Genomic DNA, 14742 nt, shown 5'->3' on the forward strand with positions numbered 1-14742 from the left:
GGAGGAGAAATGATGGTGAACATAACTTTGAGTAATATTTTCCAACCTGGGAATGTTTACGTTGAAGAGGCATATAAAACTATTTATTTAACTCCTCAAATGCCTTTAATATTTGATGCAAATAAATGGGTGTATAAACAAATGCCTTCAATTCAACAATGGAAAGCGGATATAGCTACACAAACTGATTTTCATAAGCAACAAAACTCTAATCATTTAACTTTTACTTTTCCGGAAAACGTAGCATTAGACCAACAATGGTTAGGATTAATTAGCCAAGAGCAATTTGAATTAGGACTCATGGAGTTATATGCGATTGAACCTCAAAAATTCAAAAAGTATATAGACTCTGAAGTAGAAGTTAAAGTAGTGGATGCGCATACTATAGATGATTATATTAGTGTTCATAGTCAATTTGCAGCACCATATGGTGAGGGGTATGTTAAAGAAAGTACAAATATGATTAAAAATCAATATATTAATGATGATAAAACACGTCTTATAGCATATAGGCAGGGTGTTCCAGCTGGTATATTAGATTTGATCATAGATGAGACAACTGTGGAAATTGATGGATTTGGTGTTTTAACATGCCATCAAAGACAAGGCGTCGGTAGTGTGATGCAAAGTTTTGCTGCAGAATTAGCCATGCCCAAACCATTGATTTTGATCGCCGATGGAGAAGATAGTGCTAAAGATATGTACGTAAAGCAAGGTTATGTTTTTATCAGTTTTTGTTATCACATTGTAAAAGAAGATATTTGAAAAAGTCTCATTTTTACTTTAATTAAAAAATATGCTCGCAACGTGAGCGTACTATACTGTCGACAAAGCCATTAACTTTGTCGACATTTTTTTATGCATTTTTTCTGAAGGTACTGTTTTATGGTGTAATATTTGGCTGATGTTTTTTGTAAGTAATAGCGTTAACCCACATCCAACATTAAATACATTATTAATTTTGAATGAGTGTAGATACTTTTATCAAAGCGCATCATTTAATAGATAAAAAAAAACAAACCTCAGGTGAATCATCACTTAAGATTTGTCTTTAATTTGGTATTTTTATGATGTAAAGGGCGTTTAACACATTATGATATTATGCGCTCTGGATGGCTATAAACATTAAAATTACCATCCCGAATAAAACCAATTGCTGTAATATTTAAATCATTGGCAAGTGTTACAGCTAATGTGGTTGGTGCGGATTTAGATAAAATCACACCAACGCCAATTTTCGCAGCTTTAATAAGGATTTCGGAAGATATACGCCCACTAAATATTAATACTTTATCTCGCACAGGTATATGATGTTGTATGCAATAACCATAAAGTTTATCTAAGGCATTATGTCTACCTATATCTTGTCTATGTTCAAAAAATGCCTCTCCATCACTGATGGCAGCATTATGCAATCCACCAGTTTGTTTGAAAATTTTACTTGCACTTTGTAAACGTGTCATCATGTTAAGGACTTGGTGAGGGGTGAGTTTAATTTTAGACATTGATGTTTTAGCTATTGCAGCATCATTGTGGAAATAAAATTCACGACTCTTACCACAGCAAGATGCAATCATCCGTTTAGTAGAATATTCAAACCGGTCATTAAGTGATTTGGTTAATTCGACATGTGCAAAGCCTTTACTATCATCAATTTGGATTGATTTCAAATCATCACTTTTTAAAATAGCACCTTCTGAAGCTAAAAAACCTAGTACTAATTCTTTCATATGATTTGGACTGCAAATGACCGTTGCAAATTCTTCACCATTGACCATAATCGTCAGTGGGAATTCTGTGACATAGTGATCTGTTGTTTCAATAAGTTTACCTTCTTCATATCTAACAATATGTTGGTTTGTTAAAACATCTTCGTTCATAGTATTTATCCCCCAGTTCCTATTCACTATCTATTTTAGCGTATTTTTTGTTGCAAAAAAATAAATTGCATTTATATCCAAAAGCTTAACTGCAATATTTGTTTGATATATACCTAACTTAGAAGTAAACTTATAGTAAACACAATAGTGAGAGGTGATTCGGCAAATGGCTAGTATAAGAGATATTGCGAAAGAAGCAAGGGTGAGTCCAGGAACGGTTTCCCGCGTATTAAATAATGATCCCACCTTATCTGTCGCGGAAGAAACGAGAAAAAGAATATACGACATAGCAGAAAATTTTCAATATAAAAAAGCTGAAAGAAAAAATAAAAGTATACAAATTATTACTTATGCATCAAGAGCCAAAGAAATGTCTGATCCGTATTATCGTGAGATTAGATTAGCTATTGAAGCAGAAGTAAAACGTTTAAATCTATCATTAAAAAGAACACTTCGCATTGATGGAGAACATGATGCGATTGATTTTACTAAAATAGCCAAAGCTGGCGCAATTATTGTTGTAGGTAATTTTGCTGCAGAAGCTATTCTAGAATTGCAGAGTTACAATCAGAATATTGTGGTTATTAATAACCCTAACACGCCTAAATCAGTTGATGCAGTGTATTCGGATTTATATGATGCAATGACTCAACTATTAGATGATATAGATCATTCAGAATTAAACGATATTGTTTACGTAGGTGGTACTCATACAATAAAAAACCTTGCAGGCATGCCAACACTAAATAATCAAAATTTTGAAGATAAACGGTATATCGCATTCAATGATTGGTGTAATAAGCACCAAAGAAAAGGTAAAGTATTAATGAATGGTTGGCATAAAGAAGATGGTATAAATGCAGTAAACGAAGTATTACAAAATCAACATCTACCTCAAGTTTTTATCGCAGGTAACGATATGATCGCTTTAGGCATATTGCAACAACTACAACTAAAAAAATACACTTTACCTGATGATATCAAATTGATAAGTTTTAACGATTTGGAAGTGATTCAGTATGCGGTTCCTTCTATAAGTAGCGTACATATACCGATAGACGACTTCGGAAAAATAGCAGTAAGAATGGCAGAAGAGAGAATAAATAAAACAAGGAAAATTGCTATTCATGTAATTGCAGAAGCACAACTGAAAGAAAGGATGACTTTTAAAGTTAATAAGTGAAGTGTATTGACAAAACATTTAGTAAACAAGTAAACTTTATTTAAGTTTACTAAGGGGTTTGATTTTTGTGTATATCGATTTTTAAAGGAGTGGGACGTTATGTTAGAAGCTATGCGCGAGAAATTCGAAAGTTTATTTGACGTAAAGCCTGAAGTGAGTGCATTTGCACCAGGAAGAATTAACTTAATAGGAGAACATACTGATTATAGTGGGGGATATGTGTTTCCAGCAGCAATTGAATTAGGTACGTATGGTTTAGCAGTTAAACGAGAAGATAAATTGGTTCGCCTATATTCTAATAATTTTGAAACGGTTGGTATGATTTCCTTCGACTTAGAACATTTAGATTTTCATAAAGAGCATGATTGGGCGAATTATCCGAAAGGTGTTATTAAATATTTAGTAGAAGATTTTTCAGAAATTAATCAAGGTTTTGATATTTTGGTAGAAGGTAATATTCCAAACGGCGCTAGCCTTTCATCTTCTGCATCAATCGAATTACTAACTGGTTGGTTGGTAAAGCAGTTATTTAACTTGAATTTAGAGAGATTAGAGCTTATTAAGATAGGGCAACGTACTGAAAATCAATTTATGGGTGTCAACTCAGGGATTATGGATCAATTCATTATAGGTATGGGGAAAGCAGAACATGCCATATTACTAGATACTGCAACGTTAGATTATGAATATGTACCTGCTAAGTTTGGAGACTATGTCATATCCATCATGAATACCAATAAACGTCGCTCATTAACTGAAAGTAAATATAATGAACGTAGAAGTGAATGTGAATCTGCACTGTCATCATTACAACAAAAATTAAATATTGAGTCTTTAGGTGAATTAACAATGGAACAATTTGAAAAACATCAAATGCTTATTAAAGATGATGTGAAACGCAAAAGAGCAAAACACGCTGTTTCAGAAAATGAACGTACGAAACTTGCTTATCAAGCATTATCTGTTAATGATTTTGAAAAATTTGGCCATTTATTAAATGATTCGCACGCCTCATTAAAAGATGATTATGAAGTAACAGGTATTGAGCTTGATACATTGGCGGAAACTGCGCAACAAGTGGAAGGCGTACTCGGTGCAAGAATGACTGGTGCTGGCTTTGCAGGATGTGCAATTGCTTTAGTGCACAAAAATCAAATTCAAGCACTAGAAGATGAAGTCTCAAATAAATATATAGAAAAAATCGGCTATGAGCCATCGTTTTATCATGTGGGCATTAGTGATGGTGTAAAAACAATTTAAAATAAATTTGAAAAAGAAAGGATTTTTCCATGAGCGTATTAGTATTAGGTGGCGCAGGTTATATTGGAAGCCATGCCGTAGACCAATTAATTCATAGAGGCTATGATGTTGTAGTTGTAGATAATTTAGGCACTGGACATAAAGCAGCAATACACAATAAAGCGAAATTTTACGAAGGTGATATTCGTGATAAAGCATTTTTAGAAAATGTATTTAATAGTGAAAATATTGAAGGTGTATTTCATTTTTGCGCATACTCATTAGTTGGTGAATCTGTAGAGAAACCATTAACATATTTTAATAATAATGTTAATGGTCTACAAGTATTGTTAGAAGTGATGTATGATCATGATGTCATGCATATTGTTTTCTCATCAACAGCAGCTGTATATGGTGAACCTGACTCTGTGCCAATTACAGAAAATGATTCTAAAACACCAACAAGTCCTTATGGTGAAAGTAAATTAATGATGGAAAAAATGATGCATTGGTGTCATGAAGCATATGGTGTGAATTTTGCTGCACTCCGATACTTTAATGTTGCAGGCGCTAAAGAACACGGCATAATAGGGGAAGATCATAGACCTGAAACACATTTAATCCCAATTGTATTACAAGTAGCGTTAGGGCAAAGAGATGAACTAACTGTTTTTGGTGATGATTATGATACGGAAGATGGCTCTTGCATACGAGATTATTTACATGTCGTTGATTTAATAGATGCGCATATTTTAGCGTTTCAACATTTAAAAAATGGTGGAGAATCAGGTGCGTTTAACTTAGGTAGTAGCCAAGGTTATTCAGTGTTTGAAATTTTAGAAGCAGCAAGAAAAGTCACAGGTAAAACAATAAACGCAGTTGTTGGTGAAAGAAGAGCTGGAGATCCTAGCAAATTAATTGCATCAAGTAATAAAGCACAGGAAGTATTAGGATGGAAACCTAAACATGATGATATACACGATATTATTGGTTCTGCTTGGCAATGGCATGAAAAGCACCCTAACGGGTATCAGGAGGTATAATGGATGTTATTGAATCACTACGCTGTCCAACTATTTGTATCTCACGCTATAGCATATGGAGATTATGAAGTGGAAGATGCCATTTATATTCAAAATAGATTGCTGAGTATTTTAAATGCTTCAGGCATAGAGGACACAACATCTTCCAAATTTAATTCTGAGACTACAGCGCTTGAGATAACGCAATATTGGATTCAAGAAGCAATCAATGCGAAATGTATAGATGACGCTTTATATAGCAAAGAAATCATTGAAGCACAAATATTAGATTTAATCACACCACGACCATCTGTACTGAACCATAAGTTTTATGAATTATATCAACAGAGTCCAAAGAAAGCGACAGACTATTTTTATAACATAACCAAACGCAATCATTATGTGAAAGAAGATGCAATTGCGCATAATATAAATTTCAACACAGCAAGTGAGTATGGTGATATGGAAATAACAATCAATTTATCCAAACCAGAAAAAGATGCTAAACAAATTGCCAAAGCGAAAGAAGCGCCTGCAACAGATTATCCTAAATGTGCACTATGCATGGAAAATGAAGGTTTTAAAGGGTCTGTAATACAAGCAGCGAGAACAAATCACCGTATCATCAGATTGAACTTAGGACAAGAACAATGGGGATTTCAATATTCTCCATATGCCTATTTCAAAGAACATAGTATTGTGTTATCTCAATCACATGTTCCTATGAAGATAGATAAGCAAACATTTGTACAACTGTTGGATTTTGTAGATAAATTTCCGCATTATTTTATTGGTTCAAATGCAGATATTCCGCTTGTTGGCGGTTCAATATTGACACACAATCATTATCAATCGGGTAGACACACATTTCCGATGGATAATGCTAAGGAAATGAACAATTTTAACTTAAAACAATTTTCAACAGTAACGGCTTCTACATTGTATTGGCCTATGAGTGTTATTCGTTTGAAAAGCGAAGATAAAAATGATTTGGTGGCAGCGGCAGAATTTATTAGAAAAGCATGGAATAGTTATTCAGATGAAACTGTAGATATAAGAGCATACAGTAAAAATGGTGAGCGTCATCATACTGTAACACCGATTGCCCGTTATAGGGAACAACAATATGAACTTGATATTGTTTTAAGAGACAATCAAACATCGGAACAATATCCAGATGGTATATTTCATCCCCATCAAGACGTTCAACATATCAAGAAAGAAAACATTGGATTAATAGAAGTAATGGGGACTGCCATTTTGCCTGGTAGATTAAAACAAGAATTACAACAGGTTAAAGCATTTTTATTAGGTGAACAACGACAAGTGCCAAGCATACATCAACCATGGGCAGAAGACATGACACAACGATATGATATTCATGAGAAAAACGTAAATGAAATTATTGAAAAAGAACTTGGTTTCAAATTCAAACGTGTACTTGAAGACGCAGGTGTATTTAAAAACACATCACAAGGCCAAAGTGCATTTAAAACATTTATAGCATCGTTACAATAAATATTTTGAAAATTGAGCTATACGAAGTACCTTTTACTTTTGTATACGCTCTTTTTTTTTGAAATAAATAGGCATATAATTATATGAAAAAGGAGACAATCAAATGAAAAACACTTGGAAATTTTTAATGATTGCAACGATTATGGCATGTATATTAATAACTGGATGCTCTAATAGCGATAAGAAGCAGAGTGAAAAAGATGCTAGCACTCAGGATAATCATAAGAAAGAAATACATATTTCAGCTGCAGCAAGTTTAACAGATGTCACTAAAGATTTAGAACGAGCATTTAACAAAAAACATAAAAATGCTAAAATCACCTTTAATTATGGTGGCTCAGGCGCATTGAGACAACAAATAGAAAAAGGCGCACCTGTAGATGTATTTATGTCTGCAAATACAAAAGATGTAGATGCTTTAGGTAAGCAAGCTCAAAATAAATATGAATACGCACAAAATGACTTAGTGCTTATAGGTGAAGATAATAGTACATATAAGAATGTGTCTGATTTAAAACAAGGTGAAAAATTGGCTATAGGCGAGACTAAATCTGTGCCTGCAGGGAAATATGCTGAGCAATACTTAAAAGATCATCAATTATATGATGATGTTAAACCACATTTAGTTTTTGCAAAAGACGTGCGACAAGTATTAAATTATGTTGAAAAAGGCAATGCTCAATTAGGTTATGTTTATAAAACAGATTTATATCAAAGTCAAAAAAATGGTGATAGTAACGTAAAAGAAATTCAAACCGCTAAATTAAAACAGCCAATCACATATAAGTCAGCGACAGTTTCAGATAAAAAATTAGCAACAGCGTGGATTGAATTTTTAAAAACAGATGAAGCGCAAGAAATTTTAAAAAAATATAAATTTAAAGTATAGGGGGTAGCAGAAATGCCAGATGTCACGCCGTTTTGGATATCATTAAGGGTTGCAATTATCAGTACAATTATCGTTACGATACTAGGTATTTTTATATCAAGATGGTTGTATAAGCGTCGTGGCTTTATAACGAGACTTTTAGAAAGTTTCATTGTCTTACCAATTGTGTTACCACCGACAGTGATGGGTTTTATTTTACTGATTGTATTTTCACCACATAGTGTGGTTGGAAGATTTTTTAGCGATGTATTACATTTGCCAGTTGTATTTACTTTAACTGGTGCCATAATAGCCTCCATCATTGTCAGCTTTCCGCTGATGTATCAGCATACTGTACAAGGATTTAGGAGTATAGATCCTAAAATGTTGAATACTGCAAGAACGATGGGTGCAAGTGAAAATAAAATTTTTATGAAATTAGTTTTACCGTTATCTAAGCGCTCAATACTTGCTGGTGTAATGATGAGTTTTGCACGGGCAATTGGAGAATTTGGTGCTACGTTAATGGTAGCAGGTTATATTCCTAATAAAACTAACACGTTACCTTTAGAAATATATTTTTTAGTAGAGCAGGGAAAAGAGAATCAAGCATGGTTATGGGTGATTGTATTAATTGCATTTGCTATCACTGTAATTGGTACAATCAATCTATTGAATAAAGATGGTTATCGGGAGGTTCGTTAATGCTTAATATATCTTTGAATCATCTTTTAAATAGTACACAATTACATGTAAAAATAGATGATACTACACCTAAAATTTATGCCATAAAAGGACCTTCAGGTATAGGTAAAACAACAATTTTAAATATGCTTGCTGGTCTACAGCAACCAGATCAAGCGTATATACAGATTAACGACCATATATTGACAGATACTACTTCAAATATTGATGTAAAAATTCAAAAACGCAATATCGGTTATTTATTTCAAGATTATCAATTATTTCCAAATATGACTGTGTTTCAAAACATCACTTTTATGACACAGTATTCACAGCATATAGATAATTTGATGAATCAATTAAACATTGTTCACTTAAAGGATAAATTTCCAATACGTTTATCTGGTGGTGAATCCCAACGTGTTGCATTAGCTAGAACATTAAGTACTAAACCAGACTTGATGTTACTAGATGAGCCGTTTTCTAGTTTAGATGATACAACAAAAGCAGAAAGTATTTTGTTAGTAAAACGAATCTTTAAATTATGGAATATACCTATTATTTTTGTTACTCATTCTCAATATGAAGCAGAAGTACTGGCACATGAAATTATTAATATCGGATGATATGCAACTATAATTTATGAGAGGTTGCGTAAGAATTATGATCACATTTATAAATAAGTAGGGAGTGATACTATGATAATCGAATGTTTAGGAACTTCTGGGGGTGTACCAACACTTTATCAATCAGTTTCACAGCATAAAGATGCACAAAAACGAACAGGGCCTGGTATCTTCATTCATGATTTACAATTACTAATCGACACTTCGGAAGATATATTTCAACAACTAAGACAATCAAAAATTTATGATATAAAATATGGCATTTATTCTCATTGGCATCCAGATCACACGATGGGGATGAGGATATGGGAAACACTCAATTTTGATTTTATTCACAAAGTACCTAAGTCCAAAACGACAACGGTTTATATTACAACTCAAGAAGTGGAAGATTTTAAAGCATATTTTGCGCGTTGGGAATATGTTCAATATTTAGAATCATTAGGCGTAATTAACCTAGTAATTGTTGACAATGATGCAGAAATTAGTTTTGAAGACACAACGGTAGAGTGGATTCAATTAGCAGAGCAATTCGCGTTTGGTTTTTATTTAACTACAAATACCAAACGTATACTTATTATTCCAGATGAAATTAAAGGCTTTCGACCAACGGAGAAGTTGAAAAATGTTGATGTTGCTATTTTACCTTTTGGTAGCAATGAAGTTAATCCTATAACTCATGAACGTATTCATCCAGAAGGTATGTTAAATGCTTTAGGAGAGGTTACATTTGATGAATGTGTGACTATTGCTAAAACTATTAATGCTAAGCATACATATTTTACTCATATTGAAGCTACTGAAAGTTTAACGAAGGCACAAATTAAACAATTAGAAGAGCGATTAGAAGAAGATGGCTTAAAATCAACCATTGCATTTGATGGATTGAAAATTCAAATTTAAATAATGATTAGTGATTTTAATACCAAAAATCAAAGTATCAGCAATCGCCATAAATGTATCATTATATCTTTTGAAACTGTTTTGCGATAAGGAGTAGGACTATGAAATCAATATCTAGTTTTGATTTTGTACCTACTCTTTTATTTTGCCTTTTGGGTAATATGAATAAAAGTGGTGTACATGATTTTTGATTAATGAATTCAAACCGTTGTTACATAGATCGCCAAGATTTATAATGAAAATAATGACGCAAAGTGAGGGATTTCAAAGTGAATGAAGAACGTTATTCAAGGCAAATGCTATTTAAGCATATAGGCACATCTGGGCAAGAGAAAATTATGAATGCACATGTGCTAATTATTGGTATGGGTGCTTTAGGAACACACCTTGCGGAAGGACTTGTGAGAGCTGGTGTAGGTGAGTTGACGATTGTCGATAGAGATTATATTGAATTTAGTAACTTGCAGCGCCAGACGATGTATACAGAAATGGATGCAGTAGATAAGTTACCTAAAGTAGTCGCAGCAGAACGAAATCTAATGGCAATACGTCAAAATCTGAACTTGCACATACACATTGCACATGTTGATCGATTATTCTTAGAAACATATGCGCAAGATGTTGAACTTATACTAGATGCTACAGATAATTTTGAAACAAGACAATTGATTAATGATTTTGCTTATAAAAATACCATACCATGGATTTACGGTGGCGTCGTACAGAGTACTTATGTGGAAGCAACATTTATACCTAAACAAACACCGTGTTTTAACTGTTTAATTCCACAGTTACCTACAATTAATATGACTTGTGATACAGTAGGTGTTATTCAGCCAGCAGTCACTATGACGACCAGTTTACAATTAAGAGATGCATTAAAAATATTAACTGGCGCAACAATAGCGACTAAAGTTACTTACGGTGATATTTGGGAAGGTACACACTTTACATTTGGCTTTAGTAAACTGCATGATAGTGCTTGTACAACTTGTGGTACACAACCGACATATCCTTATCTCAATACAACACAAAGACAATTTGCAAGTTTATGTGGCAGAGATACTGTTCAATATGAAAACCCAGAAATTTCCCAGGAAATGTTAGAAACATTTTTACAACAACAAGAAATACCATATCAACGTAATCCTTACATGTTACATTTTGAATACAAAAAACATAGAATTGTTAGCTTTAAAGGCGGGAGATTATTAATTCATGGGATGACTCGCCCACAACAGGCGATAACGTTGATCAACCAATTATTCGGCTAAGGAGGTTTAATATGCATACAAATGTAAAGCTTGATAGAAATATTAGATGTGCAGTATTAACTGTTTCTGATACAAGAGATTATGAAACCGACAAAGGTGGTAAATTAGTTAAAGAGTTACTTTCAACATTAAACGTTACGATTACAGAATCACATTATAAAATTGTTAAAGATGAACAAACTGTAATTACTGAGCAATTAAAGCATTGGCTAGCAGAGGATATTGATGTCATTATCACTACAGGAGGTACTGGTATAGCACAAAGAGATGTAACGATAGAAGCTGTTTCCAGTTTGATTACGAAGGAAATTGAAGGATTTGGAGAATTATTTAGATATCTAAGTTATACAGAAGATGTTGGGACTCGTGCGTTGTTATCTCGAGCAATTGCTGGCACGGTAAATAATAAATTGATTTTCAGTATACCAGGCTCTACTGGTGCAGTTAAATTAGCATTAAATAAGCTCATTAAACCAGAATTGAATCATTTAGTGCAAGAGATTACAAAATAGATTAGAGCCCAACATTTTAAGTTTGTTGGACTCTATTTCTTACATATTAATATTTAAGACAACTATCTTTGATAGTCACCAGATTTACCGCCTGTTTTAGAGAGTAGATAAGTTTCTCCAATGACCATGCCTTTATCTAACGCTTTTGTCATATCATAAACCGTAAGTGCTACAGCTGAAGCGGCAGTGAGCGCTTCCATCTCCACCCCAGTTTTTCCAGTTGTAGAGACCGTTGCCTGTATATTTAAAGTGTATGCTTGTGTATTTTCTTGCCAATCAAATGTAATATCTATACCAGTTAAAGGTAATGGATGACACATTGGTATAATATCAGATGTGTTTTTTGCAGCCATAATACCAGCAATTTGAGCAGTATTAAGCACATTCCCTTTTTGGTTAGTATGATCAACGATTTGTTTATAAATCGCTGGATTTACCGTAATACTAGAATGCGCAGTAGCTGAGCGTTTTGTTGTGTTTTTGTCAGAGACGTCTACCATTTTCGCATTTCCTTGTTTGTTTATATGGGTGAATTCAGTCAAAGTATCCCTCCTAATCGTGTTCTAGTATATCATGAAATTATTAATTATAAGGAGTAGATTTACGATGCCTGTAGAGAAAAGAAATCCGATTCCAGTGAATGAAGCAATTCAACGTGTGGTAAAGCAAAATATTTTTACAAATAGAATCACTTTACCTTTAGCGGAAAGTTTAAACTATATTTTAGCTGAAGACATTGTAGCAACTCATGAGATACCAAGGTTTGATAAATCACCATATGATGGTTTTGCATTAAGAAGTATTGATACAAAAGAGGCGAGCGGTGACAATCGCATTAAATTTAAAGTCATTGACCACATTGGAGCTGGATCAGTTTCAACTAAAAAAGTTGGAGCATTTGAAGCTGTAAGAATTATGACAGGTGCACAAATACCTGAAGGCGCCGATGCTGTAGTTATGCTTGAACAAACTGTCGAAGGTGAACATGATTTTACAATAAGAAAAACTTTTAGCGAAAATGAGAATGTTTCGTTAAAGGGTGAAGAAACCAAAGTTGACGACATTGTATTAGAAAAGGGACAATGTGTTAATCCAGGTGCAATCGCTGTTTTGGCAACATATGGCTATACAGAAGTTCCAGTTTTTGAAAAACCTAGCGTGGCTGTGATTGCAACAGGAAGTGAATTGTTGGATGTTAGCGACGATTTAGAACCGGGAAAAATTCGTAATTCAAATGGTCCTATGATAACTGCATTAGCAAAAAAATATCAGTTAGATGTCAATGCATATAAAATTCAACAAGATGATTTAAATAGTAGTATTCAAGTGATGCGTGAAGCAATGGTTGAGCATGATATTGTCATTACAACTGGAGGTGTGTCAGTAGGCGATTTCGATTATTTACCTCAAATTTATGAAGCGGTCAACGCTAAAGTCTTGTTTAATAAAATCGCCATGCGTCCCGGAAGTGTCACTACGGTAGCTGTTGCAAATAACAAATATTTATTTGGATTATCAGGTAACCCCTCTGCTTGTTTCACCGGGTTTGAACTCTATGTCAAACCTGCAATACAGCATATGATGGGCGCTAAAGCGATATATCCACAAATTGTGCAGGCCACACTCATGGAAGATTTTAAAAAGCCAAATCCATTTACTAGATTTATTCGAGCAACAGTGACTTTTAATGGTAAAGAGATGACGGTTGTGCCATCAGGATTTAATAAGTCCGGCGCAGTAGTAGCGATTGCGCATAGCAATGCAATGATTGTGTTACCAAGTGGTACAAGAGGATATCAAAAAGGCCACACAGTTGATGTCATTTTAACTGAATCACAAGCATATGAAATGGATACGACGCTATGATATTACAAATCGTAGGTTATAAAAATTCTGGAAAAACCACTTTGATGACGCACGCAGTGAAATTTTTAAAATCACATGGCTTTTGTGTAGCAACGGTTAAACACCACGGTCAACATGACTTAAACTTGGCAGATATTGAACTGCAGGCAAATACTGTTGATCACATGAAACATTTTAATGCAGGTGCAGATCAAAGTATTGTTCAAGGACATCATCTGCAACAAACAGTTACACGAACTGAAAAACAAAGGTTGGATGAAATCATTGATAAATCTGTTACAATAGACAGTGACATCATTTTAGTAGAAGGTTTTAAAGAGGCAATTTATGATAAAGTGCTTATATATCGTGATGATGCTGATTACCAAAAGTTAAATAAATTAACAAATATTCAGTATTATATTAATATTGGGCAACCATTAGCATTTCAAAAATTTGAGCAATGGTTATTATCTTTCGTTAACGAAAAGGGAATGGATTAAATGAAACAATTTGAAATTACAAATAAGCCAATAGAAACCGAACAATATCGCCAATATGTACTCAATGAACATCAAGGTGCTGTTGTTGTTTTCACTGGTCATGTACGTGAGTGGACAAAAGGAGTTAAAACAGAGTATTTAGAGTATGAAGCGTATATACCTATGGCAGAGAAAAAGTTGGCACAAATAGGTGATGAGATTTCAAACAAATGGCCAGGGACAAAAACAGCTATTGTCCATAGAATTGGACCGTTATCTATTTCTGATATAGCGGTATTGATAAGTGTATCATCGCCACATAGAAAAGATGCTTATCGTGCTAATGAATATGCAATTGAGCGTATTAAAGAGGTAGTGCCCATTTGGAAAAAAGAAATTTGGGAAGATGGTGCTGAATGGCAAGGTCATCAACATGGTAACCATGAGGATGCAGTTGGAGGGAAAAAGTTATGAAAGTTTTATACTTTGCGGAAATAAAAGATGTTTTGGATAAAAGTTCAGAAGATATTGACTTAAGTTATGATATTACCGTTGATGAATTTGTATCAGATTTGTTTGAGCGTTATCCTAGTATTAATAGCAAAAAGTTTCAAATTGCGATTAATGAAGAATTTGTCAAAGGTGATGATATCGTAAAACCTAATGATACTGTAGCGTTGATACCACCAGTTAGTGGAGGGTAATG

Annotated in this window: 17 protein-coding genes; 15 read left to right on the forward strand and 2 right to left on the reverse strand. The window is 33.7% G+C overall.

Features of this window, described 5'->3' with window-relative positions; all coding sequences use genetic code 11:
• Nucleotides 1-12 precede the first annotated feature (12 nt).
• Nucleotides 13-765 carry a GNAT family N-acetyltransferase gene (locus AB1J10_RS06650; RefSeq protein WP_192573684.1) on the forward strand — a complete coding sequence of 251 codons (753 nt, stop codon included), beginning with the start codon at nucleotides 13-15 and terminating at the stop codon, nucleotides 763-765.
• A 326-nt stretch (nucleotides 766-1091) separates the two neighbouring features.
• Here the strand turns inward: AB1J10_RS06650 and fdhD are convergent, their stop codons facing one another.
• Nucleotides 1092-1880, reverse strand: a complete 789-nt coding sequence (gene fdhD / locus AB1J10_RS06655) for a formate dehydrogenase accessory sulfurtransferase FdhD (protein ID WP_046208457.1) — start codon at nucleotides 1878-1880, stop codon at nucleotides 1092-1094.
• 166 nt (nucleotides 1881-2046) lie between these two features.
• Between fdhD and AB1J10_RS06660 the strand changes: the two genes are divergently transcribed.
• The 10 genes from AB1J10_RS06660 to AB1J10_RS06705 all read left to right on the forward strand — a co-directional run bounded on the left by AB1J10_RS06660 (nucleotide 2047) and on the right by AB1J10_RS06705 (nucleotide 11709).
• A complete protein-coding gene (locus AB1J10_RS06660) occupies nucleotides 2047-3063 on the forward strand; it encodes a LacI family DNA-binding transcriptional regulator (RefSeq protein WP_046208456.1) in 1017 nt (338 codons plus the stop codon).
• Nucleotides 3064-3162: 99 nt separating this feature from the next.
• Complete coding sequence (locus AB1J10_RS06665) at nucleotides 3163-4323, forward strand: galactokinase (protein WP_107365246.1); 1161 nt, start codon at nucleotides 3163-3165, stop codon at nucleotides 4321-4323.
• Nucleotides 4324-4352: 29 nt separating this feature from the next.
• A complete protein-coding gene (gene galE / locus AB1J10_RS06670) occupies nucleotides 4353-5345 on the forward strand; it encodes a UDP-glucose 4-epimerase GalE (RefSeq protein WP_046208454.1) in 993 nt (330 codons plus the stop codon).
• Nucleotides 5346-5348: 3 nt separating this feature from the next.
• Complete coding sequence (gene galT, locus AB1J10_RS06675; RefSeq protein WP_107365247.1) at nucleotides 5349-6842, forward strand: UDP-glucose--hexose-1-phosphate uridylyltransferase; 1494 nt, start codon at nucleotides 5349-5351, stop codon at nucleotides 6840-6842.
• Nucleotides 6843-6945: 103 nt separating this feature from the next.
• Nucleotides 6946-7731: a molybdate ABC transporter substrate-binding protein gene (gene modA / locus AB1J10_RS06680; protein WP_107365248.1), complete on the forward strand. Its 786-nt coding sequence runs from the start codon at nucleotides 6946-6948 to the stop codon at nucleotides 7729-7731.
• A gap of 12 nt (nucleotides 7732-7743) precedes the next feature.
• On the forward strand, nucleotides 7744-8415 hold the full coding sequence (gene modB, locus AB1J10_RS06685) for a molybdate ABC transporter permease subunit (RefSeq protein ID WP_107365249.1): 672 nt from the start codon (nucleotides 7744-7746) through the stop codon (nucleotides 8413-8415).
• Complete coding sequence (locus AB1J10_RS06690) at nucleotides 8415-9020, forward strand: ATP-binding cassette domain-containing protein (protein ID WP_070037635.1); 606 nt, start codon at nucleotides 8415-8417, stop codon at nucleotides 9018-9020. The genes modB and AB1J10_RS06690 overlap by 1 nt, the downstream gene beginning before the upstream one ends.
• 72 nt (nucleotides 9021-9092) lie before the next feature.
• A complete protein-coding gene (locus AB1J10_RS06695) occupies nucleotides 9093-9923 on the forward strand; it encodes an MBL fold metallo-hydrolase (protein ID WP_107365250.1) in 831 nt (276 codons plus the stop codon).
• A gap of 269 nt (nucleotides 9924-10192) precedes the next feature.
• Nucleotides 10193-11197: a ThiF family adenylyltransferase gene (locus AB1J10_RS06700; protein WP_070657884.1), complete on the forward strand. Its 1005-nt coding sequence runs from the start codon at nucleotides 10193-10195 to the stop codon at nucleotides 11195-11197.
• Between the two features lie 11 nt (nucleotides 11198-11208).
• Nucleotides 11209-11709, forward strand: coding sequence for a MogA/MoaB family molybdenum cofactor biosynthesis protein (locus AB1J10_RS06705; RefSeq protein WP_064209372.1), 501 nt, complete (start codon nucleotides 11209-11211; stop codon nucleotides 11707-11709).
• A 62-nt stretch (nucleotides 11710-11771) separates the two neighbouring features.
• On the opposite strand, the gene moaC is transcribed toward AB1J10_RS06705, so the two are convergent.
• Nucleotides 11772-12251, reverse strand: a complete 480-nt coding sequence (gene moaC, locus AB1J10_RS06710; protein ID WP_070037644.1) for a cyclic pyranopterin monophosphate synthase MoaC — start codon at nucleotides 12249-12251, stop codon at nucleotides 11772-11774.
• Between the two features lie 64 nt (nucleotides 12252-12315).
• Between moaC and AB1J10_RS06715 the strand changes: the two genes are divergently transcribed.
• Genes AB1J10_RS06715 through moaD form a run of 4 tightly spaced genes read left to right on the forward strand, consistent with a single transcriptional unit; the run spans nucleotide 12316 to nucleotide 14740 of the window.
• A complete protein-coding gene (locus AB1J10_RS06715) occupies nucleotides 12316-13575 on the forward strand; it encodes a molybdopterin molybdotransferase MoeA (RefSeq protein WP_107365251.1) in 1260 nt (419 codons plus the stop codon).
• Nucleotides 13572-14057 (forward strand): molybdopterin-guanine dinucleotide biosynthesis protein B, encoded by a 486-nt coding sequence (gene mobB / locus AB1J10_RS06720; RefSeq protein ID WP_107365252.1) that lies wholly within the window; start codon nucleotides 13572-13574, stop codon nucleotides 14055-14057. Before AB1J10_RS06715 ends, mobB begins: the two co-directional genes overlap by 4 nt.
• Entirely contained in the window at nucleotides 14058-14510 is a 453-nt protein-coding gene (locus AB1J10_RS06725; protein WP_107365253.1) for a molybdenum cofactor biosynthesis protein MoaE, read from the forward strand.
• Nucleotides 14507-14740 carry a molybdopterin converting factor subunit 1 gene (moaD, locus tag AB1J10_RS06730; protein ID WP_070037650.1) on the forward strand — a complete coding sequence of 78 codons (234 nt, stop codon included), beginning with the start codon at nucleotides 14507-14509 and terminating at the stop codon, nucleotides 14738-14740. The genes AB1J10_RS06725 and moaD overlap by 4 nt, the downstream gene beginning before the upstream one ends.
• Nucleotides 14741-14742: the final 2 nt, after the last annotated feature.

This window comes from Staphylococcus cohnii species complex 1663, from assembly GCF_041008415.1.
GTDB classification, from domain to species: Bacteria; Bacillota; Bacilli; order Staphylococcales; family Staphylococcaceae; genus Staphylococcus; species Staphylococcus ureilyticus.